Annotated in this window: 18 protein-coding genes; 14 read left to right on the forward strand and 4 right to left on the reverse strand. The window is 70.1% G+C overall.

Annotated features, from left to right (window positions below; genetic code table 11):
* The first annotated feature begins 20 nt into the window (after positions 1 to 20).
* Positions 21 to 875 carry a helix-turn-helix transcriptional regulator gene (locus AB0H88_RS47025; protein ID WP_357656008.1) on the forward strand — a complete coding sequence of 285 codons (855 nt, stop codon included), beginning with the start codon at positions 21 to 23 and terminating at the stop codon, positions 873 to 875.
* Here AB0H88_RS47025 and AB0H88_RS47030 read toward each other — a convergent pair.
* Positions 838 to 2355 carry a hypothetical protein gene (locus AB0H88_RS47030; RefSeq protein ID WP_357656010.1) on the reverse strand — a complete coding sequence of 506 codons (1518 nt, stop codon included), beginning with the start codon at positions 2353 to 2355 and terminating at the stop codon, positions 838 to 840. The genes AB0H88_RS47025 and AB0H88_RS47030 overlap by 38 nt on opposite strands.
* A 115-nt stretch (positions 2356 to 2470) precedes the next feature.
* Here AB0H88_RS47030 and AB0H88_RS47035 point away from each other — a divergent pair, with 115 nt between their 5' ends.
* From AB0H88_RS47035 to AB0H88_RS47050, 4 genes are all read left to right on the forward strand, one after another.
* Positions 2471 to 3133: a response regulator transcription factor gene (locus AB0H88_RS47035; protein WP_357656012.1), complete on the forward strand. Its 663-nt coding sequence runs from the start codon at positions 2471 to 2473 to the stop codon at positions 3131 to 3133.
* Positions 3130 to 4242 carry a HAMP domain-containing sensor histidine kinase gene (locus AB0H88_RS47040; RefSeq protein ID WP_357656014.1) on the forward strand — a complete coding sequence of 371 codons (1113 nt, stop codon included), beginning with the start codon at positions 3130 to 3132 and terminating at the stop codon, positions 4240 to 4242. Before AB0H88_RS47035 ends, AB0H88_RS47040 begins: the two co-directional genes overlap by 4 nt.
* An 84-nt stretch (positions 4243 to 4326) precedes the next feature.
* Positions 4327 to 4491 carry a hypothetical protein gene (locus tag AB0H88_RS47045; RefSeq protein WP_357656015.1) on the forward strand — a complete coding sequence of 55 codons (165 nt, stop codon included), beginning with the start codon at positions 4327 to 4329 and terminating at the stop codon, positions 4489 to 4491.
* Positions 4488 to 5900, forward strand: a complete 1413-nt coding sequence (locus AB0H88_RS47050) for an MFS transporter (protein WP_357656017.1) — start codon at positions 4488 to 4490, stop codon at positions 5898 to 5900. Before AB0H88_RS47045 ends, AB0H88_RS47050 begins: the two co-directional genes overlap by 4 nt.
* Positions 5901 to 5962: 62 nt before the next feature.
* Here the strand turns inward: AB0H88_RS47050 and AB0H88_RS47055 are convergent, their stop codons facing one another.
* Together AB0H88_RS47055 and pdxA are read right to left on the reverse strand one after the other, a co-directional pair.
* A complete protein-coding gene (locus tag AB0H88_RS47055) occupies positions 5963 to 6778 on the reverse strand; it encodes a DeoR/GlpR family DNA-binding transcription regulator (protein ID WP_357656019.1) in 816 nt (271 codons plus the stop codon).
* Positions 6779 to 6816: 38 nt separating this feature from the next.
* Complete coding sequence (gene pdxA, locus AB0H88_RS47060) at positions 6817 to 9285, reverse strand: 4-hydroxythreonine-4-phosphate dehydrogenase PdxA (RefSeq protein ID WP_357656020.1); 2469 nt, start codon at positions 9283 to 9285, stop codon at positions 6817 to 6819.
* A gap of 357 nt (positions 9286 to 9642) precedes the next feature.
* Between pdxA and AB0H88_RS47065 the strand changes: the two genes are divergently transcribed.
* From AB0H88_RS47065 to AB0H88_RS47105, 9 genes are all read left to right on the forward strand, one after another.
* A complete protein-coding gene (locus tag AB0H88_RS47065) occupies positions 9643 to 11169 on the forward strand; it encodes an ABC transporter substrate-binding protein (protein WP_357656022.1) in 1527 nt (508 codons plus the stop codon).
* Between the two features lie 3 nt (positions 11170 to 11172).
* On the forward strand, positions 11173 to 12108 hold the full coding sequence (locus AB0H88_RS47070; protein ID WP_357656024.1) for an ABC transporter permease: 936 nt from the start codon (positions 11173 to 11175) through the stop codon (positions 12106 to 12108).
* Positions 12105 to 13067, forward strand: a complete 963-nt coding sequence (locus AB0H88_RS47075; protein ID WP_357656026.1) for an ABC transporter permease — start codon at positions 12105 to 12107, stop codon at positions 13065 to 13067. Before AB0H88_RS47070 ends, AB0H88_RS47075 begins: the two co-directional genes overlap by 4 nt.
* On the forward strand, positions 13064 to 13933 hold the full coding sequence (locus tag AB0H88_RS47080) for an ABC transporter ATP-binding protein (protein ID WP_357656028.1): 870 nt from the start codon (positions 13064 to 13066) through the stop codon (positions 13931 to 13933). Before AB0H88_RS47075 ends, AB0H88_RS47080 begins: the two co-directional genes overlap by 4 nt.
* A complete protein-coding gene (locus AB0H88_RS47085) occupies positions 13930 to 14793 on the forward strand; it encodes an ABC transporter ATP-binding protein (protein ID WP_357656030.1) in 864 nt (287 codons plus the stop codon). Before AB0H88_RS47080 ends, AB0H88_RS47085 begins: the two co-directional genes overlap by 4 nt.
* Complete coding sequence (locus tag AB0H88_RS47090) at positions 14790 to 15767, forward strand: aldo/keto reductase (RefSeq protein WP_357656031.1); 978 nt, start codon at positions 14790 to 14792, stop codon at positions 15765 to 15767. Before AB0H88_RS47085 ends, AB0H88_RS47090 begins: the two co-directional genes overlap by 4 nt.
* A 125-nt stretch (positions 15768 to 15892) precedes the next feature.
* Positions 15893 to 16675, forward strand: coding sequence for an aldolase/citrate lyase family protein (locus tag AB0H88_RS47095; protein ID WP_357656032.1), 783 nt, complete (start codon positions 15893 to 15895; stop codon positions 16673 to 16675).
* Positions 16672 to 17925 (forward strand): exo-alpha-sialidase, encoded by a 1254-nt coding sequence (locus tag AB0H88_RS47100; protein WP_357656034.1) that lies wholly within the window; start codon positions 16672 to 16674, stop codon positions 17923 to 17925. The genes AB0H88_RS47095 and AB0H88_RS47100 overlap by 4 nt, the downstream gene beginning before the upstream one ends.
* 1 nt (position 17926) lies before the next feature.
* The gene (locus tag AB0H88_RS47105; protein ID WP_357656036.1) at positions 17927 to 18652 is read left to right on the forward strand and encodes an SDR family oxidoreductase; all 726 of its coding nucleotides are present in this window, start codon (positions 17927 to 17929) and stop codon (positions 18650 to 18652) included.
* Here AB0H88_RS47105 and mgtA read toward each other — a convergent pair.
* Positions 18644 to 21391, reverse strand: a complete 2748-nt coding sequence (gene mgtA, locus AB0H88_RS47110) for a magnesium-translocating P-type ATPase (RefSeq protein WP_357656037.1) — start codon at positions 21389 to 21391, stop codon at positions 18644 to 18646. The genes AB0H88_RS47105 and mgtA overlap by 9 nt on opposite strands.
* Between the last annotated feature and the right edge of the window lie 93 nt (positions 21392 to 21484).

Below are 21484 nucleotides of genomic sequence, written 5' to 3' on the forward strand. Positions count from 1 at the left end.
GGGCGGCGAGGATGGATGACATGAAGATGGACCGCGTCAAGCTGGCGGACTTCCTTCGCCGTTCCCGTGAGCGGCTCCGGCCGCAGGAGGTCGGCCTGGCCGCCGGACCGCGGCGCCGCACGCCCGGCCTGCGCCGCGAAGAGCTGGCCCAGCTGGCCGGGGTATCGGCCGACTACGTGATGCGGCTGGAGCAGGCGCGCAGCTCCCAGCCGTCGGTCCAGCTACTGGCCGCACTCGCCCGGGCATTGCGGTTGACCGAGGACGAAAGAGACCATCTTTACCTGCTGGCGGGCCACCGGCCGCCCGAAGGCGCGCGCGCCGGCCGTCACGTCCGTCCCGGCCTGCTCTACCTTCTCGACCGGCTGGGTGACACGCCCGCCCAGCTCCTTACCGACCTCGGCGACCTGCTGGCGCAGAACGCCCTGGCCGAGGCGCTGTTCGGGTGCGTGTGCAGGATCGAGGAACGGGACCGGAACATCGTGTGGCGCTGGTTCACCGACCCGTTCGTGCGCGAGGCCTATCCCGCCGAGGAACACGATCACCACAGCCGCTTGCGCGTCGCCGACCTGCGTGCCGCCGCGACGCGTCGTGACTACGATCGGCCCGCGAGCGCCCTGATCGACAGGCTTGGGGCGGCGAGCGAGGAGTTCGCCGCACTCTGGCAGCGGCACGAGGTCGCCGTGCGGCGCGAGAGCCGGTTGCGCGTCATTCATCCCGCTGTCGGGCCCATCGAATTCGACTTCGAGATGCTGCAGACGCAGGCCGCGGACCAGCGCCTGCGCCTGTTCACGCCGCCGCCCGGATCCAAGAGCGTCGAGGCTCTCGAGCTCCTGCGTGTCATCGGCCCGGAGACCGCCCACCGCGGTCATCGGTGATTTTCCTGCGCTGTACGGCTATCGCCGCCCCGAGGGCGAGGGCGGCGTATCCGCAGGTCACGGCCAACCCTGCCCAGGGCGGGAGCGGGTAGTAGCCCCCGAACAGTGACGGGCCGACGTCCACATGCGCGAACGTGGGCACGCTCTGCGTGATCGCGAACCCGGCGGCAGGAGTGATCATCAGCAGCCATGGCGCCAGACCCGCGCTCGCCAGCAGGTACGGCACGACGACCAGCGCGAGGGCCAGCCCGATGGCGAGGATGCCCCGCTTGACCAGCGCGGCCAGGCCCAGAGACAGCACGGCGACGGCCGCGGTCAGCGCCGCGAAGCCGACGATCACCCGCAACTCGGTACCCAGGCTCAGCGGCTGAATCGGGTTCTGATGGGCACGCAACATCGCCAGGCCGACGGGGACCACGATCCCCGAGGTCACCAGCCCCGCCGCGAACGCGACCGCGCCGACCACCGAGGCCTTGGCCGCCAGCTGCCACGCCGGACGCGGCTCGACCGGCGGGCCGGTCTTGACCAGCCCGCGCCGGTGGTCCGCCGTGACGAACGTGACCGCCACCGCGAGCACCAGGATCAGCCCCACGACCCCGCCGATCAGCGTGAAGTCGGCGCGCAGACCGCCCTCCACCGTGGCGGGCCCGATGTCACCGCCCCCGGTCACGATGAGCTTGTCGCCGGACTCGACGACCCCGCCCGGGTGATGCGGGGTTTTGCCGTCGGACTCCAGGACGACGCCGACGTCGTCGCGGCGCCACGAACCGTTCGCGCCCCGCAGCACGATCTGATCGAAGGTGGCGGTGGCCTGGGCGAAGGCTTTCGCCATGTCCCACAAGGCGCCTGGCGAGGTGGCGAACAACCCGATTTCGACCGTCTCCGGCAGCCCGCTCAGCTTGACCGTGCTGACCTCGGTCCACGTCTTGCCGTCGTCCGACTCGTAGCCGGTGACGGTGTCGCCCGACCTGGTCAGCCGTAGCCACTGCGGGCCGTTGTGCGGTCCGCCGCCCACGTCGTGGGTGTAGTTGTACTGCATCCGCACGCCGTGATCTCCGGTGAGCATGACGGCGGCGTACGGTGTGCCCTGCTTGAGGCTCTGCCGTACGAGCAGCCCGGCCTTCGCCCACGGCACCACCCCCTGCTTGATGTTGCGCACCCCGGGTACGGCGTCCGGCAGCCGCATCTGCCCGGTCATGTCCGCCACGCGGGCGGTGATGCCGCCGTTCCCCTTGAGCGGCTGGTGCACGAAGTAGTACTTGTCCTGCACAGCCGTGCCATCGGGGCCCAGCAAGGGCGCGGGGCAGGGGCCTTCGCCCTTCCCGGTCACGCAGCTGCTGCGGACGCCTCCGGAGATCAGCAGTCCGAGCGACACGGTGACCAGTACGGAGGCCGCCATGGCGAGCACCCAGCCTCGCCCGGTGCGGAACCTGGTCCACTCCGCGTGCAAGCCGGATCGGTACGGCGTCGATGGATTCATGCCGACGGTTGTACGCGGTACCCGGTTCCAGCCGGGTCGCAGCGGCTGCGACGTGGCTGCGACCGGGGATCTGGGATCGTTGAGGCATGGCACCTCAACCAGGCGGTGAGGGGCGGTGAGGGTCCTGGTCGTCGAGGACTTCGAGATCCTCGCCCGCTCCATCGGAACCGGGCTGCGCCGCGAGGGCATGGCCGTCGACGTCGTCCTGGACGGCACCGCCGCCCTCGACCGCCTGGCCGCCACCCGCTACGACGTGGTGATCCTCGACCGCGACCTGCCCGGCGTCCACGGGGACGAGATCTGCCGGCGACTCGCCCACTCCCGCTGTGAGACCCGCGTGCTGATGCTCACCGCCTCCGGCACGATCGAGGACCGCGTCGATGGGCTCAGCCTCGGCGCCGACGACTACCTGCCCAAGCCGTTCGCGTTCGCCGAACTGGTCGCCCGCGTCCGTGCCCTGGCCCGCCGTGCCACCCCGCCGCTGCCGCCCACCCTGGCATGCGGGGATATCACCCTCGATCCGGCCCGCCGTATCGCCTTCCGGGCCGGCCGGCGCCTTGAGCTGAGCCCCAGGGAGTTCGGACTGCTGGAATGCCTGCTGGCCGTACCCGGGCTGGTCATCTCCGCCGAGGAACTGCTGGAGCGCGTCTGGGACGAGGCCGCCGACCCCTTCAGCAGCGCCGTCAAGCACACCATGCACCGGTTGCGGGTCAAGCTCGGCGACCCGCCCGTGATCGAGACCATCCGCGAAGGCGGCTACCGCATCGGATCGTCATGACCTCCCAGACGCTCACCAGAAGGTCCCTGCAGACGCGGCTCGCGCTCGCCTACGCGGCGGGCATCTACGCCGCCGGGACCTTCGTGCTCATCTTCGTCGACGTCCCGCTGGCCAGCATCCAGCAGACCACGCCCAAAGGCCCGTCCTCATCCGGCACCATCCCCGAAACCGGGGCCGGGATCAGCCTGCCCCAACTCCTCACCGGATCCGCAGTCGCCCTGGTCATCCTGATTCCCGTCGCCCTGGCTCTCGGCTGGTACGTCGCCGGCCGGTTCCTGCGCCCGCTGCGCGCCATCACCACCACCGCCAAAATCATCTCCGCCGGAGACCTCCACCGGCGCCTCGACCTCGGTCAGCCCGCGGACGAGCTGACCGAACTCGGCCACACCCTCGACGACCTGTTCGCCCGCCTGCAAGCCTCCTTCGACGCCCAGCGCCACTTCGTCGCCAACGCCTCCCACGAGCTGCGCACCCCGCTCGCCGGCCTGCGTACCCTCCTCGAAGTGGCCCTCGCCGACCCCGACGCCGACGCCGAGTCCCTGCGCTCGGTCTGCAAGGAGGCCCTCGCTCTGGGCGAGCACCAGGAGCGGCTCGTCCAAGCGCTGCTCGCTCTGGCCACCAGCGAGCGCGGCGTCACCCGCTGGGACACCCTGGACCTCTCTCAGATCGTCACGGGAGTGCTCGCCTCCCGCCGCGACCAGGCCACGCGGACAGGCATCGACCTCGCCGAACACCTCACGCCCGCGCTGACGGCCGGGGACCCGGGACTGATCGAAAGCCTCGTCGCCAACCTCATGGACAACGCCATCCGCCACAACCATCCGGACGGGCAGGTGAAGATCACCACTCAGACCGCCGGCAGCCAGGTGGCCCTCACGGTCACCAACACCGGGCCGGTCATCCCCGACGACCAGATCCAGCGGCTCTTCCAGCCCTTCCAGAAACTGGTGCCCGACCGTCACGGCCGCCGCGACGGCTATGGCCTCGGCCTCGCCATCGTCAACGCCGTCACCCAGGCTCACCACGCCACCCTCACCACCAGCGCACGCCCCGAAGGCGGCCTGTCCATCACCGTACGGTTCGCCCGCGGAGGTTCTACCGCCGCTTGAGGCTTTCCCACCCCCATCCGCCCAGCACCGTCGACGACAGGCGGGCAAAGCCTCCGGGAACGGTTCAACGACAGCCTTGAAGGCATGAGTCCTGGCGATCACGAACAGCCCGGCGGCGCCGAGCCCGCCATCTACCCATTCGTCCCGCTGCTGAGCCGCGGACCGGCCAAGGCGCGGCGAGAGCCCTCGACCTCCGAACCTGGGGGCGCGCGACGCGGCCTGCAACGCGTCGTGGAGGTGAGCGCGTGAGCCTCACCTCGCCCCCCGCCCCGCCCGCGTGGCGGGAGTTGCTGGGCCGGGAGCATCTCGGCGCGGCGATCGTGCTGGCCGGCGGAGTGCTCGTCGGCGCGATCAACATCTATCTGGCGTCCAGCCTGCTGCCGACCGCGGTGGCCGACCTCGGCGGCGCGAACTTCTACGCCTGGAACATGACGGTCTATCTCGTCGCCATGGTGATCGCGACGATGCTCACCGGCCGGTTGCTGTCCCGGTGGGGGAACGTCGGCGCCTACCTCCTCGGTTTCGCCACGTTCACCGCGGGCTCGCTGGCCTGCGCGGTGAGCCCGGCGATGGCGGTGCTGCTGGTCTCCCGGGGTGCCCAGGGGCTCGGCGCGGGCCTGCTGTCCGGGCTGGGATTCGCCGTCATCCGAGCGGCGCTGCCCGCCCGGCTCTGGACGCGCGGCACGGCGCTGATGTCGGCGATGTACGGCGTCGGCAACTTCGCCGGTCCGGCGCTCGGCGGGCTGTTCGCCCAGTTCGGCTCGTGGCGGCTGGCGTTCGTATTGATGGCCGTGATCGGGGCCGGATGCGGCGCGATCGTGCCCCGCGTGCTGCCGCCCAGCGAACGCGGCAACGGGCGGGCGCCGGTCCCGGCCGGGTCGCTGCTGCTGGTGACGGCCGCGGCTGGGGCAGTGAGCATGGCGGGGGTCGTGGCCGGCACGCTCGCGAAGGCCGCCGGCATCGCGGTGGCGCTGCTGCTGATGGCCGGGTTCGTCGTCCATGAGCGGCGCAGCGAGCTGCGGGTCTTCCCACGCACGACGTACCAAAGGGGTTCGTCGTTGCAGTGGGTCTACCTGACACTGGGGCTGCTGGCCTTCGGCGTCGCCGTCGAGTCGTTCCTTCCGCTGTTCGGCCAGCGGCTGGCCGGGCTGCCACCCCTCATCGCCGGGTTCTTCGCCGCGGCGATCTCGCTCGGCTGGTCCGTCACCCAGATCGGCAGTTCGTCGATGACAGGAGACCGTGCGGTACGCCGGCTGCGTGTGCTCGGCCCGGTGCTGCTCGCCGTCGGCCTCCTCCTTCAGGGAGTGCTGCAGCGTGCGGACACGCCGATCTGGCTGGTACTCGTCTGGGTGCCGGTGCTGTTCGTCGCCGGTGCGGGCATCGGCCTGGCCTACCCGCATCTGTCGGTGGCGGCCATGTCCAGCACCTCCGATCCGGAGGAAGGCGGGCGGGCGGCGGCGGCGATCGCCACCGTCACGAGCCTGTCGATCGCGTTCGGTACGGCAGTGGGCGGGGTCCTGGTCAACCTGGCCGGCGACTCGATGCTCGACGCGGCACGGTACGTGCTGTTCGGGCTCGCGATCATCTGCGCGATCGGCGCCCTCACCGCCCACGCCGCCAATCGCACCAGCCGCACGCAACCCAAGGAGATCCCATGACCGACGCCCTGCCAGAGCCGCGGATGTGTCCGATGGCCCGTGCGACGGAGGGGGTTTCGGGCTTATGCCGACTGACCCGCGGCCGGCTTCGGTTTGCTGATCTGCCCTTCGACGTCGACCACGACCACCTCGACTCCCTCTCTCGCGAACGGGGTCAGCGCGTCTTCCGAGGCCGTGTCGTCGGTCACCAGCGTCCAGGGCCGGGGGAGCCGCACCCAGGCATGGAAGGGGCCTCGTCCCAGCTTGGCCGCATGCGCCAGTACGTAGGTCTTACGGGAGCTGCGGGCCATGAGCTCCTTGAGCCGGGTCTGCTGGAGGTCGGCCTCGCAGATCCCCCGGTCGGCGGTGACTCCGTCAGCCCCGAGAAAGACGCGGTCGAACGACATGCGCTCCAGCGAGGCCTCGGTGGTGGGGCCCACGAACCCCTGGCTGAGGTGGCGCAGCCGGCCGCCGAGGCACTCCACATGGAGGCTCTCGACGTCGCCGAGCTCCTTGAGCACGGTCAAGCTCGTGGTGGCGATGAAGAGCTGGGTGCTGGAGCGCAGCTCGTGAGCGAGCGCCGCGACGGTCGAGCCGGCGTCGAGCAGTACGGATTCGCCGGCTCCGATCTGCTTGGCCGCCCATCGGGCGATTGCGTGTTTGGCCTCGAAGGCGTCCCCGACGCGCTGGCGTACCGAGTCCTCGGGGTGGGCGACGACGGCCATCGCGCCGCCGAAGGTCCGGGTCAGCAGCCCTTGCGTGGTCAGCCGGGCGAGGTCACGGCGGATGGTGGAGGGCGTCACGGCGAAGGTCGAGGACAGTTCTTCGACACTGGCCAGACCACTGGTCGTGGCCAGGCGCACGATCTCGGCGCGCCGACGGTCAGAGTTCCTGGACAACGCTCCTCCTTCTCGGCTGGTCGTTCAACGGTCCCGGGTCAGCTCGCCGGACTGGGAGACATCTGGGCGGCTTGCCGCAGCGCCTCGATCATGCTACCGACCTCAGCGATGCCCTTCCCCGCGATGTCGAAGGCGGTTCCGTGATCCACGGACGTGCGGATCACGGGCAGGCCCACGGTGATGTTCACCCCGGACTCGATACCGAGGATCTTCACCGGGCCGTGTCCTTGGTCGTGGTACATCGCCACGATGAGGTCGTAGTCACCGCGTCCCGCGACGAAGAAGGCCGTGTCGGCGGGCAGCGGCCCCTGCACGTCGATGCCGTCGGCCTTCAGGACTTCGATGGCGGGAACGATCTTCTCGGCCTCTTCGCCGTAGCCGAACAGGCCGTTCTCCCCGGCGTGCGGGTTGATGCCGCACACTCCGATGCGCGGGTTCTCGATCCCGGCCCGCTGTAGCGCCTCGTGACCTCGGCGGACGGTCCGCTCCACCAGGCCGGGTTCGATCTTCGCGATGGCGTCGATCAGTCCGATGTGCGTGGTGACGTGGATGACCCGGATCTTCGGCGAGGACAACATCATGGACACCTCGCCGGTCGCGGTCAGGTGCGCGAGGAGCTCGGTGTGGCCGGGGAAGATGTAGCCGCCCGCGTGCAGGGCCTCCTTGTTCAGCGGCGCCGTGCAGATCGCCTGTACCTCCCCGGCCATCGCCAACTCGCTGGCGACGCGGACATAGTGGTACGCGGCCGCCCCCGCCACGGGGGAGATCTTCCCCCAGGGCAGGTCTTCCGGCAGGAGTCCCAGGTCGATGACATTGAGGCGTCCAGGCTGGAACACGGCATCGGCCACCGTGTCGATCGCGACGATCTCGGTGTCGATCCCGAGGATGCCGGCCGCCTGGCGCAGCCGTACGGCATCGCCGATGACGACGGGACGGCAGAATCTGGCGGGGTTGGCGTCTTGGAGGGCGCCGACGATGACTTCCGGGCCCACACCGGCACCGTCACCCATGGTGACGGCGATGATCGGAGTGGCCGCGGTGCGCGGCTGTCGGCTGACGCCGGCAGTGCTGATGCTCACGACGGGACCTTTCGCTGGGTTCTGGGAGATTTGGCGTGCGGAGATTCGGCGTGGGGAGACAGTTGGGTCAAGGGATCCGAGGGAGTGCGGGGCCAGGGCACTGACGATCTCGACGAGCGAGTCGGCTGCCCCGAAACTGCCTGGGCGGGTGACCACTGAGCGGCCGTCGGCCGTCCGGGAGTGGACGGCTCCCGGGTGCACCTGCCCGACCGGGGTCAGCTCCCGCACGTGGAGGGCGTCGAGGACGCGCCGGGCGGTCTCGCCGCCGGTCAGCACGAGGTCCACCGGCCTCTCGTACGCGCGCACCGCGTCCGCGACGGCCTCGGCCAGTCGGCGCGCGATGTCACGGGAGGCCGCCGGGAGGACGACGCCGGCGGAGTCGAGGTAGGCGACGACCGCCCGGTCGCCGAGGGGAATGCGGGGGAGGGGTTCGCGGTCGGCGGGTGTGCCGAGAAGGGCCGCCAGAGGCAGGGCGACGGGCACGGCTCCGGCCTTGGCCAGCCGACGCACCTGTTCGGCCGCGACCGGCTCGGCACTGCCCACCACGACGAGTAGCGCCGGGGAGCCCACGCCGCTGCCCATCACGTCGGGCGCCGCTGAGGAGGCTACGCCGCCGCGCCGCGAAACAGGCCGCGAAACAGACTGTGGAACAGGCCGCGAAACAGACTCTGGAACAGACCGCGAAACAGACTCTGGAAGAGGCGAATGCTCCCCGGCGGCCGGGTCGAGACTCCGCAAATGGCGCCCGAGCGCGTCGGCGAGCCCGCCGGATCCGACCAGCCGCACCGACGGCACGGCCAGCGCGGCACGCAGCACGGCGTCCAGATCCTGATCCGTCTCCGCGTCGCACAGCGCGATGTGCGCATCCCGCGCGCAGGAGGCGATCGCATCGGAAAGGCGATCCGACCGTACGGTCGCGAGGTCCAGCATGCGGGCCGGGAGCGGCGCCAGAGCCGCCTCGACCGACGCCGGGGCCGGGACGCCATCCACCGCCCAGACGTTCACCTGGTGGAGGGCGACACCGGCCACGTACAGCACGCCGTCGCGTACCACCCGATCCAGGCCGGGCAGGGCGGGGGTGAGGACGACTGCGGTCCCGGGCGCCGCGAGCGCGCTCACCTCCGCCGCGACGTTGCCGCGCAGCAGAGAGTCGATCTTCTTGAAGATCAGCCGCGGCCGCCCGGCGGCGGCCGCGGCGAGCGTGGAACGCACCGCCGCGGCGGCTTCGGCGGGCTGCCGGTGCCGGGAGTCGGTATCGACGACCAGGATGTCGGCGAGATCGCGCTCGCCGCGCACGGCGTCCTGAGTGAGAAGGACCGTCGTGCGTGTTTCGCGCATCATGACTCGTGCTGCGGACTCGGCCGCCCCCGACAGGTCGTCGGCCACGATGAGGACACCGTGCGCGGCCGTACTGGGCTTGGGCGTCAAGGAACCCCCGGTGTGATTGATCTTTGCAGTTCAGGAAGACTCTCGCGGCTTTCGCGAACCCTCGCGCCACCCGTTCCGGAGCGAGGCGGGCACGTCGGCGTAGCCTTCGTCTTGACTGGATGATGTCACAGCTTGCACAAAATGCGCTAGACCTCTTGCGCGAGATGCGCAGTCGTGTAATGGTGCAGCAACGTCGTTGTGACGTGGGAAACATCCGGTCCTGGCAGACGGCCGCTGTTGAGCGGCGTTCCACTGCGGACGGTTCAGAAAGCGAGAAGCCCAGTGACTCATCTCGGAAGCGGCCCCCAGTTCTCCCGTCGCAGTCTTCTCCGTCTCGGCGCTCTCACGGGTGCGGCCATGACCCTGAGTCCCCTCGCTGCCTGCGCGGGACCGGGAAGTGCGCCCGGCGTGGGCTCCACCAGCGGGGTCGGCGCCGGTTCCGGCATCACACTGGCGCTCAACCGCTCGCTCGTGTCGCTGGACAACAAGCTCAACCAGTTCGACGCCGCCGTCACCGTCCAGCGCGGCGTCCGTCAGGCGCTGACCTTCATCGACCCGAAGCTCACCGTGCAGCACGTCCTGGCCGAGCGGTTCGAGCTGACGGCGCCCACCGAGTGGACGGTCAAGCTGCGCGACGGCGTCCGCTACTCCGACGGCAGCCCCGTCACGGTCGAAGACGTCGCAACCGCGCTGCAGATGTACCAGAAGGTCCCCGGATCTTTCCTGGCCGGCCTCTTCCCCGAATGGCCGACGGTCACCCCCGTGGACGCCGCCACCTTCAAGCTCGTCACCAAGCATCCGGTGCCGACGCTCGACTACCTGATGGCGAACATCCTGATCACCCCCGCCGCCGCCAACAAACCGGAGGAGCTCCAGGGCGGCGTGGGATCGGGCCCTTACGTCGTCGCCGCCGCGAACCGGGGCACCGGCGAGTACACGCTGCAGGTCAACGACAAGTACTGGGGCCCCGCACCGGCGATCAAGACCGTACAGGTCAGGTTCCTCCCGGAGGAGGCCAACCGCGTCGTCGCGCTGCGCAGCGGTGAGGTCGATGTGATCGACGCGATCTCTCCCGATGCGATCAGCCAGCTGTCCGGTCTGGGCGACGTGGAGGTGCAGCAGGTGCCCAGCACGCGGATCACCCAGCTCTTCTACAACTTCCGCAAGCCCGCGGGGCACCCGCTCGCCGACCCGCGCGTACGTGAGGCGCTGAGCTACGCCATCAACGGCCCTTCCCTGATCAAGGACGTCTTCGCCGATTCGGTGTCCCCCGCCCGAGGCGTGGTGGCCGACACCCTGACCGGCGCGGTCCAGACAGGCGAGTACGTCTACGACCCGCAGAAGGCCAAGCAGATGCTCGACGCCGCCGGGGTGAAGGATCTCAAGATCAAGATCATCTGGGAGACCGGAGAGTTCGCCAACGACACGAGCGTCATGGAGGCGGTGGTGGAGATGCTCAAGGCGGTCGGCGTACAGGCCGAACTCCAGCAGTTCCAGCCGGGCGGCGACATCACCAAGTGGCGGCAGGGGCGGGGCGGCGACTGGGACGTCCTCGGCAACGGCTATCCCGGCCCGACCGGGCTGGCGCTGACGCCGCTGCAGGGCATGTTCGCCGGTACGAAGGAAAAGGAGGCCACCCGGGACACCTACCAGGGCTACGTCTTCCCCAAGATCGCCGCCTTGCTGGAGAAGGCCTCGCAGGAAACCGACAAGGCGGCCCGGGAGAGCATCCTCGCCACCGCCCAGAAGGAGATCTGGAACACCTGGCCCTGCATGTGGGCCTTCGTCCCCAAGACCGTCATCGCCCGGCGCAAGCGCGTGGAGAACGTGCTGCTCAGTCCCACCAACTCCTACGAACTCGCATCCGTGCGACTGAATGGATGAATCGTGGTCCGCTATGTTGCGCAGCGTGTCGGGCAGAGCATCCTGGCGATCTTCCTGACCGTCTCCACGGTGTTCGTTCTCGTACGACTGGCACCAGGGGATCCGGCGGCCGCATACGCCAGCCCGCTGGCCACCACGGCTGAGCTCGACCGCATCCGTGCCCAGTTCGGCCTGGACAAACCGCTCATACAGCAGTACGGAATCTTCGTCCAGGACCTGTTCCACGGCAACCTGGGCACGTCCTTCTCCTTCCAGGCCCCAGCCCTGGAGGTCGTCCTCAGCCGGATGCCGTACACCGTCATGCTCGCCGTGTCCGCCATCCTGTTCGCCGCGCTCGTCGCCATCCCGGTCGGCGTCTGGATGGCCAGGCACGCCGACACCGCCCGCGAGCTGGGGGCCAACGTGGCCATGATCGCCGGGCAGTCCATGCCGGAGTTCTGGAGCGGCATCATGCTGCTGACCGTCTTCGCCGTGCTCGTCCCCGTGCTCCCGGCATCCGGTTTCACCAGCTGGGCCGGTCTGGTGCTGCCCACCGTGACCGTCGGCATCCTGCAGATCGCGCTGATCTCGCGCTTGGTGCGCCGGGAGATGGGAGCCGGCTTCGCGGCCCCCTATCTGACGATCGCCCGCGCCCGCGGCATCTCCGAACGCGGCCTGACCTGGCGCTACGCCTTGGGCAACTCGGCCGTCCCGCTGGTGACCGCGCTCGGCACCCGCTTCGCCGCCATGCTCAACGGTGTGGTGGTGGTCGAGGTCGTCTTCGCCTGGCCAGGTGTCGGATCGCTCGTCGTGCGCGCGCTGGAAACCAGAGACTACCCACTGATCCAGGCGACCGTCCTGGTCACGGCCATCCTGACCGTGCTCGTCCAGCTCCTCATCGATCTCACCTACCCGCTGCTCGACCCGCGGGTGCGACTCGGGAAGGCGGTGGCCTCATGACCGCCACGACAGTCGGCCCCGCCGACGGCTCCGGCAGCCGGGACACCGCGGCGCCCACCACGCGGCCCAGCGCGGTGACCGCCAAGGATCTCGCTCGATCGGCAGCGGTCCGCCGCCGCAAGAGCGCGCGGCTGAAGATATGGGTCGGCTCGGTGGGCGTGGCCCTTGTCGTCCTGCCCGTCGCCCTGGCCGGCGTTCTGCCGATTCCCGGGCCGGACGAGCAGAGCCTCAGCCTGCGTCGCCTGCCACCCCTGAGCGGCGGGCACCTGTTCGGAACCGACCAGCTCGGCAGGGACCTGCTCTCCCGGGTCCTGCACGGCGGCCAGGTCTCGCTCACCGTCGGCGTGCTGGCCATCGTCGTGTCCGGCGTCATCGGCCTCATCGCCGGCGCGGCGGCCGGATTCTTCGGCGGCTGGGTCGACACCGTGGTCTCCCGCCTGCTGGAAGCGCAGCTGTCGCTGCCTTTGCTGTTGATGCTGCTGCTCGTCGTCGCGCTCTTCGGCCCGTCCATCCCGGTCATCACCTTCGTGATCGCGTTCGCGCAGTGGCCGGAGGTGGCCCGCCTGACGCGTTCCCTGGTGCTCGTCGAGCGAGAGAAACCGTACGTGGCCGCGGCCCGGGTGCTCGGCCTGCACCGCATCACCATCCTGCTCCGGCACGTGCTGCCCAACGTGGTCAAGCAGGCCTCGCTCGTGATCCTGCTGCTGCTGGCCCAGGCCGTGCTGCTGGAGAGCGCACTGAGCTATCTGGGCGCCGGTCCGCAGCGCCCGTTCGCCACGTGGGGCCGCATCATCGCCGACGGCCAGGACTACATCACGACGTCGTGGTGGCTGGTCACGCTGCCCGGACTGGTCATCGTGCTGCTCGTCGTCGGTGTCAACCTGCTCGGAGACGGCCTGCGGGACCGTGCTCGCAGGCGCAAGGGCCCGCAGACGGAAGGGAAGGTGAGCCGAGCATGACAGCCGAGTTCGACGCGGCCGATCGTCCCCTGCTGGAGGTCGAGGACCTGCAGATCGAGCTGATGACCGAGGCCGGCATCGTGCGCGCCGTCGACGGCGTCAGCTTCGCCATCCGCGATGGCGAAACCGTGACGATCATCGGTGAGTCGGGATCCGGCAAGTCCACCACGGCCATGGGCATCCTGCGGCTGCTCCCCCCGGAGCTGGCGGTTCTGTCCGGTACGGCCCGCTTTCAGGGAGTCGACGTCATCGCCGACCCGCGCGCGGTGCGCGACGTGCGCGGGCGTACCGTCTCTTTGATCCCGCAGGATCCGATGACGGCGCTCAGCCCCGTCCACACCATCGGGCAGCAGCTCCGCGAGGCCGTACGGCTGCGGCACCGCGGCCTGTCCAGGGCGGAAACCGTCTCGCGGTCCGTCGACCTGCTGGCCCGGATGCACATCCCGGATCCGGAGTCCCAGCTGGGCAGGTATCCGCATCAGTTGTCGGGCGGCATGCTGCAGCGCGTGCTCATCGCGATCGCGCTCGCCGGATCGCCCGTGCTGCTCGTCGCCGATGAACCCACCTCCGCCCTGGACGTCACCGTCCAGGCCGGCATCCTCGGCCTGCTGCTCGAAGTACAGGAGAACATCGGTATCGGCATCCTCATGATCACTCACGACATCGGCGTGGCCCGGCTCGTCTCGGACCGCATTCATGTCATGAAGGACGGTCGATTCGTCGAGTCCGGTGAGGCCGAACAGATCGTCAACGCGCCCCGCGACCCGTACACCAGGAAGTTGCTGGCGGCGGTCCCACGGCTCGGCCCGTGGGACGAGGACGGCGAGTCTCCGGACGCGCCCATAGCGCTGGGAGAGCCCCGATGACCGATGAGGCGTTGCTCGAGGTCGACGGCCTGGTCGTGGATTATCCCGTCGCCCACGGCGTGTTCCGCGCGGTCGACGACGTCAGCTTCACTGTCCGGCGGGGCGGCACCTTGGCCATCGTGGGGGAGTCGGGCTGCGGCAAGTCCACGATCGCCCGGTCGATCGTCCGGCTGGTCAAGCCCACCGCGGGGCGCATCGTGGTGGGTGGCACCGATATCGCCCGGCTGAGCGAGAAACAGCTGCGTCCCCTGCGTACCCGGGTACAGATGATCTTCCAGGACCCGTACGGATCGCTCGACCCGCACCTGTCGGCGCAGGAGATCGTCGCCGAACCGCTGCGCGTGCGCGGCATGCGCGACAAACGCGCACGGGCCAAGGAGGCGGCCACGCTCATCGACCAGGTCGGCCTGCCGGCCACGGCCCTGGAGCGCCGCCCGCCAGAGTTCTCCGGTGGCCAGCGTCAGCGCATCGGCATCGCCAGAGCCCTCGCCTCCAAGCCCGACCTGCTGGTCTGCGACGAGGCCACGAGCGCGCTGGACGTGTCCGTGCAGGCGCAGGTCCTCGCCCTGCTCATGAAGATCCAGGCCGAGACCGGCCTCACCTATGTCGTGATCTCCCACAACCTCGGTGTGGTCAGGGAGATCAGCGAGGAGATCGTCGTCATGAGCAAAGGGCGCCTGGTCGAGTCCGGCCCGACCCGGAAGGTGCTGGCCGCACCGGCCGACCCCTACACCCGCGCCCTGCGCAGGGCCGCGCTGGACCCGACCGCGATACACGGGCGCAAGCCGCGCGACCTGGTGCGGGGCCCGGCCACTACGCGGCTCCCGGCGACACCCGTTCAGCGAGGAACCGACCTATGACGACTTCCGTACCGTCGGGGGCACCCGTCCGGCTGTCCCAGCTGGTCTTGGGGACCATGACGTTCGGTGACACGGCCGACGCGAAAGAGGCCGAGCGCATGCTGGACCTGGCGCTCGACTCCGGCATCACCGGGGTGGACACCGCGAACGCCTACGCGGGCGGCGCGACCGAATCCATTCTCGGACCGCTGCTCGCCACCCGGCGCGAGCGGGTCGTCCTCGCCACCAAGGCCGGCATGCCCCATCCGGACGCGGGCGACCACGCGCCGTTGTCCGCCCGAGGGTTGCGCGCCAGTCTCGAAGGCAGCCTGCGCCGCCTGAACGTCGATCATGTCGACCTGTTCTACCTGCATCAGCCCGACCGTCGTACGCCGCTGGCCGAGACACTCGGCGTCGTCGCCGAGTTCGTCGCCGAGGGCAAGATCAGCGCGCTCGGCGTCTCCAACTACGCGGCCTGGCAGATCGCGGAGATCAACCACACCGCCGAAGCCGTCGGCGCGCCGCGGCCTGTCGTCGCCCAGCAGCTGTACAACCTCCTGGCCCGCAGGGTGGAGGAGGAATACCTGGAGTTCGCGCGGAGCACCGGTCTGACGACCATGGTCTACAACCCGCTCGGCGGGGGCCTGCTCACCGGGCGTCACGTCTTCGAGCAGGACCCCGCCGCCGGCCGCTTCGGCGACTCCAAGCTCGCAGCCATGTACCGGCAGCGTTACTGGAGCCAGGCGCTGTTCGAGGCCGTCACCGCGCTCGGCGAGATCGCCGCGCAGTCGGGCCTGTCCCTCATCGAGTTGTCCCTGCGGTGGCTGCTCCATCGCGACGGCGTGGGGGCCGTCCTGCTCGGCGGTTCCAAGGTCGACCACCTGCGCGCGAACATCGCGACCGCCGCGGCCGGACCGCTTCCCGAGGACGTCGTGGCAGCCTGTGATCGCGTGGGCGCGGCGTTGCGCGGCCCCATGCCCGCCTACAACCGATGAACCGACCAGCGATGAGAGCCGATCCCTTTGAGAGCTGATCCTTTTGAGAGCCGATCCCTTTGAGAGATGACCAGCGTTGAGGGATGACCAGCGTTGAGAGATGACCAGCGAGGAGAAGACCAGCAGTGAGCATCACCGACTTCACCGCCAGGATCCGGGCCAGGCAACCCGCACTGGGTTACTGGTCCGTCCTCGATTCGCCGGTGTCCACTGAGCGCATCGCGCGCCTCGGCTACGACTACGTGTGTCTGGACGTCCAGCACGGACTGCTGGGCTACTCGGGCCTGCTGAACAGCCTGACGGCGATCGACGCGGGCGGTGTGTCCGCGGGCCTGGTCAGGGTCGAGGCGAACGATCCCGCCCGCATCGGCCGAGCCCTCGACGCGGGCGCCGCAGGTGTCATCGTGCCGCTCATCGACACCGCCGACGACGCCGCGGCGGCCGTCTCCGCGACCCGCTATCCGCCGAAGGGGCGCCGCTCGTACGGGCCCATGCGCTCGGCGCTCCGCATCGGACCGCGCCCCGCCGACAGCGATGCCACCGTGCTGGCCCTCGCCATGATCGAGACGGCACAGGGCCTGGCGAACATCGAGGCGATCTGCGCCACCCCCGGCCTGGACGGCGTCTACGTCGGCCCGTCCGATCTGGGCCTGGCCCTGGGCGGCGCCTTCCCCGGTGATCCCGCGATCGCCTCCCGGTTCGAGGAGGCGCTGGTCACGGTGCGCGAAGCCGCCAGGTCGGCCGGTATCGCCGCCGGGATACACACGCCTGACGGCGGTAGCGCCGCCAGGCGCCTGGCCGAGGGGTACACCTTCGCGACCATCGCTTCAGACCTCGTCCACCTCGAACAGGTGGCCAAATCCCACCTGATCGACGCCCGAGCCCAGTCCTCCCGAGGAGAATCGTGAGCGAGCCCCAGCCCGCCGTCGCCGACCTGCCCATGGATGGCGTGATCCGCGTTCACGACGCCGATCCAGACCGCCACGAGGCGTACCTGATCGCGCCCGCCGTGCAGAACCACGCGGCCAACATCATGGCGCTGGGCAATGGCGATCTCGGCTGTGTGTGGTTCGGCGGCACGCAGGAAGGCGTCGCCGACATCTCCATCTGGTTCTCCCGGCTGGAGAAGGGGGCGGAGGTCTGGTCCACGCCGACGCGGCTGTCCGACGACCCGGCGCGTTCCGAGCAGAACCCTGTCCTGTTCCCTGCTCCCGCCGGAGAGCTGTGGCTGCTGTACACCGCCCAGCACGCCGGCAACCAGGACACCGCCGAAGTCCGTTACCGCCTCTCGCGGGACGACGGTCACACCTGGGGACCCGTGCGTACCCTTTTCCCCGCCACGAGCCGCGGTGGCGTCTTCGTCCGGCAGCCCGTGCTCGTGCTGCCGTCCGGCCGATGGCTGCTGCCCGTCTTCAACTGCGTCACCACACCGGGCAAGCGCTGGGTCGGCGACCGGGACACCAGCTCTCTCATGATCTCCGACGATGAGGGGCGGACCTGGCGCGAACAGGGCGTCCCTGAGAGCACCGGCTGCGTCCACATGAACGTCCACCTGCTGGCCGACGGCACGCTGCTCGCGCTGTTCCGTAGCCGCTGGGCGGATTCGATCTACGCGAGCCGGTCGGCGGACGAGGGCGCGACCTGGAGCGTTCCCGCCGCCACCGAACTGCCCAACAACAATTCCTCCATCCAGTACCTCACATTGAGTGACGACCGGCTGGCACTGGTGTACAACGCCAGCAGCGCGGCCGACGCCGTCGAGCGCCGGGTGTCCCTGTACGACGAGATCGACGATGACGGGCTCGCCGCCACTCCGGCGAGTCCGAGCGAGCCGGCACCCGCCACCCCGGCGAGTCCGACCGGCGAAGAGCCGACGGGTGATGAGCGGACCGCGTTCTGGGGCGCCCCGCGCGCCCCCATGACCCTCGCGCTGTCCGCGGACGGAGGACACACGTGGCCGATCCGCCGCGATCTGGAGGTAGGCGACGGCTACTGCCTGACCAACAACTCTCGTGACGGACTCAACCGGGAGTTCTCCTACCCCTCCATCCAGGAAACCGCCGACGGTGACCTGCACATCGCCTTCACCTACCACCGCCGCGTCATCAAGTACGTCCGGGTACGACCCGAATGGGCCGCCCGCACCGAAAGGCGCTGAGGTGCCGACGCACGAGCCCGAGGTCGGACAGAGCGCGGACGAGCCACCCCACGCGGTGGTGACCGGGGCCAGCTCCGGCATCGGCCGGGCCATCGCCGCGCGCCTGCTCCGCGAGGGCTGGACAGTCACCGGGATGAGCCGCACCCGCCCTCCGGAGTGCGGGCAGGACACGCCGGCCTACTCGTGGGTCGAGGCCGATCTGACCGACCTCGACCAGCTGGCCGGCATATCGGCCTCGGTGGGCGCCGTCGACGCCGTCGTCCACGCGGCCGGCGTGCAGCGCTCCGCGCCGCTCGGCGGTCTCTCGGCACAGGACGGCGCCCTCATGTGGCGGGTCCACGTCGAGGCGGCGACCGTTCTGGTGAACGCCCTCACCGGCGCGATCCGCCCCGGTGGCCGCGTCGTGCTGATCGGAAGCCGCACCATGGCGGGCGCGGCGGGCAAGAGCCAGTACGCGGCGACCAAGGCCGCGCTCGCGGGCTTGTCCCGTTCCTGGGCCATGGAACTGGCTCCGCGTGGCATCACCGTCAACGTGGTCGCCCCCGGGCCGACCGACACCCCCATGCTGCGAGACCCCGGACGCGCCGCCACCCCGCCACGCGTTCCGCCCCTGGGCCGCTTCATCCGGCCTGAGGAGGTGGCGGGCCTGACGGCTTTCCTCCTCGGCCCGGAAGGAGGCGCGGTCACCGGCCAGCACCTCGTGATGTGCGGCGGCGCGTCACTGTGAACCGCCGGCTTGGGCTGATCGAGGAGCGGCTGTCGGTGGCCAGGGTCCGGCGGGCGCCGTCTTGGCTTTGCGCGGCAGGGCGGCGCTCGCGACGGTGAAGCGGCTGGCTCTGCGGTGGATGCGGTGGATGCGGTGTGCGTGGGGCGGCTCGCGGTGGCGCGCGGCCGCGGGGGCGTTGCGGTAGAACCAGCGTTTGCCGAGCTCGATGAGGACCAGGTAGATGATCACCATGGCGACCAGCGTGAGAAAGAACAGGCCGGGCAAGGGCTGGAAGCCGAGGGCACCGGCGAGCGGGGTGGAGGGCAGCAGGGTGCCGGCGGTGACGACGCCGAGGGCGGCCAGCAGCAGGGGAAGGCTGGGGTGGCTGCGGAAGAACGGGATGCGGCGGGTACGGATGGCGAAGATCACCAGGGTCTGGGTGGCCAGGGATTCGACGAACCAGCCGGTGCGAAACAGCGGCGGTCCCGCGTGGAAGATCTGCAGCATGATGGCGAAGGTGGCGAAGTCGAACAGGGAGCTGATCGGGCCGAAGAACAGCATGAAGCGGCGGATCAGCCGGACGTCCCAGTGGGAGGGGCGGGCCAGCTGCTCGGGGTCGGCGTTGTCGGTGGGGATGGCCAGCTGGCTGGTGTCGTACAGCAGGTTGTTGAGCAGGATCTGCGAGGGCAGCATCGGCAGGAAACCCAGCAGGAGTGAGGCGCCCGCCGCGCTGAACATGTTGCCGAAGTTGCTGGAGGTGCCCATGAGGACGTACTTCATGGTGTTGGCGAAGATCCGCCGCCCTTGTACGACGCCGTCGGCGAGGATGGCGAGGTCTTTTTCCAGCAGGAGCACATCGGCGGCGTCTTTGGCGACGTCGGTGGCCGACTCGACCGAGATGCCCACGTCGGCGGCGTGCAGGGCGACGGCGTCGTTGACGCCGTCGCCGAGGAAGGCCACATCCAGGCCGCTTCGGCGCTGCAGACGCACGATGCGGGCCTTGTGTTCCGGGCTGATCCGGGCGAACGCGGTGGTCTTGTCGATCAGCTCGGCCAGCCGGGTGTCGTCGGCGGCCTCGACGTCGGCTCCGGTGAGGACTCGCGCGGTGGGCAGGCCGAGGTCGGCGCAGACTTTCGCGGCCACGGCCGGGTTGTCGCCGGTGAGGACCTTGACGGTGATGCCGAGCTCGGCCAGGCGTCGCAGTGCGTCGCGGGCGCCGGCCTTGGGCGGGTCGAGGAAGACCAGCAGGCCGCGGAAGGTCAGATCGCGTTCGTCGGCGGGCGTGAGCGTGGTCGCACCGGGGGCCTCTCGGGTGGCCACCGCGACCACCCGGTTGCCGGCGGCGAATTCCGCTTCCAGAGCGGCGGCCGCCCGCGCGGGGACCTCGGCGCATCGGGCCAGGACGGCTTCCGGCGCTCCCTTGCTGATGATCAGGCGGTGGCCGTCGTCACGTTCGACCAGGACCGAGGCGGTCCGCCGCTCGTGGTCGAAGGGCACCAGGGCCAGGCGCCGGTAGCGGCCCAGCTGCTGGTGCAAGGTGGCAGCGGCGGGCGATGTCCACAGGGCCTGGTCCAGCGCGTTGCCGCCGACCACTTGTTGGTCACCCGGAGTGGAGCCGGGGTCGACGATGGCCTCGTCGCACAACAGGCCGAGCTCCAGCGGCTCCTCGCCGACGTGCCCGGCCGCGTCCAGGGCGCGCATGAAGCTGATGCGGCCCTCGGTGAGGGTGCCGGTCTTGTCGGTGAACAGCACCTCGACGTCACCCAGATCCTCGATGCACACCAGGCGCTTGACGAGCACCTTGTGCCGGGCCAGCCGCCGGCTGCCGGCGGCCAGGCTGGTGGAGACGACCGCGGGCAGCAGTTGCGGGGAGATGCCCACCGCGATCGCCAGGGAGAACAGCAGCGCGTCGATGACCGGTCGGTGCAAGATCACGTTGATGATGAAGATCGTGCCGGTGAGCGCGGCGGCGACGCGCACCAGCAGCATGGAGAAGCGGCGCAGCCCCGTCTGGAACTCGGTCTCAGGGTGCCGCTCGCCAAGCGCGAGCGCGATCTTTCCGAACTCGGCGCGGCCGCCGGTGGCCACCACGATGCCGGTGCCCGAGCCCTCGCGTACGACGGTGCCCATCAGCGCGCCGCAGGTCAGCTCGGCAAGGGCCGTGCCCCCGCCGACCGGTTCCGTGGCCTTGGCCACCGGCAGTGACTCACCCGTCAGCGCCGACTCCTCGCATTCCAGGTCGGCCACCGAGATCAGCCGCAGATCGGCCGGTACGATCTCGCCCAGCCGCAGTTCGACGACGTCGCCGGGGACCAGTTCAGTGACCTCCACCGCGCTGGGACGGCCATCGCGCCAGACCACGCAGCGATGCTCGATCTGGGAGTGCAGGGCCTCGACGGTCTTCTCCGCGCGGTATTCGTTGACGAAGCCCAGCCCGACCGAGGCCGCCAGGATCGCCCCGATGATCAGCGCGTCTTTCGGCTCACCGAGAAAAGAAGCGGCCACAGCGGTCACGGCCAGCAGAATCAGCAGCGGTGAGCGCAACTGGCGGGCCAGCACCGCCGGCCATCGTGCTTGGTGCGAGCGCACGGCGTTGGGCCCCAGCACGGCCAGCCGATCCCGCACCTGTGCCGTCGTCAGCCCGGTGCGCCTGCTGCCCAGCCGGGCCAGCACCTCCTCGGCCGGCAACGCCGCCGCGTCAGCGACGTCCAGCCAGACCATGTCGCCGGCGCGGGCCGTCGCGACCATCATCCGTCTCATACCTCCTGCGGCTGTCCTTGCCTCGAATTCTGAGCGGTCAGCCACGGGGGCGTTAGGGGCAAAAGTCCCGAGCGCCGGTACGGTGACCTCCCT

The sequence above is a fragment of the Nonomuraea sp. NPDC050680 genome, assembly GCF_040654555.1.
Lineage (GTDB): Bacteria > Actinomycetota > Actinomycetes > Streptosporangiales > Streptosporangiaceae > Nonomuraea.

Coding starts and splice junctions, on each gene's coding strand:
- AB0H88_RS47025 (WP_357656008.1), top strand. CDS start 21: ATGAAGATGGACCGCGTCAAGCTGGCGGACTTCCTTCGCCGTTCCCGT.
- AB0H88_RS47030 (WP_357656010.1), bottom strand. CDS start 2,355: ATGAATCCATCGACGCCGTACCGATCCGGCTTGCACGCGGAGTGGACC.
- AB0H88_RS47040 (WP_357656014.1), top strand. CDS start 3,130: ATGACCTCCCAGACGCTCACCAGAAGGTCCCTGCAGACGCGGCTCGCG.
- AB0H88_RS47045 (WP_357656015.1), top strand. CDS start 4,327: ATGAGTCCTGGCGATCACGAACAGCCCGGCGGCGCCGAGCCCGCCATC.
- AB0H88_RS47065 (WP_357656022.1), top strand. CDS start 9,643: ATGACCCTGAGTCCCCTCGCTGCCTGCGCGGGACCGGGAAGTGCGCCC.
- AB0H88_RS47075 (WP_357656026.1), top strand. CDS start 12,105: ATGACCGCCACGACAGTCGGCCCCGCCGACGGCTCCGGCAGCCGGGAC.
- AB0H88_RS47080 (WP_357656028.1), top strand. CDS start 13,064: ATGACAGCCGAGTTCGACGCGGCCGATCGTCCCCTGCTGGAGGTCGAG.
- AB0H88_RS47085 (WP_357656030.1), top strand. CDS start 13,930: ATGACCGATGAGGCGTTGCTCGAGGTCGACGGCCTGGTCGTGGATTAT.
- AB0H88_RS47090 (WP_357656031.1), top strand. CDS start 14,790: ATGACGACTTCCGTACCGTCGGGGGCACCCGTCCGGCTGTCCCAGCTG.
- mgtA (WP_357656037.1), bottom strand. CDS start 21,391: ATGAGACGGATGATGGTCGCGACGGCCCGCGCCGGCGACATGGTCTGG.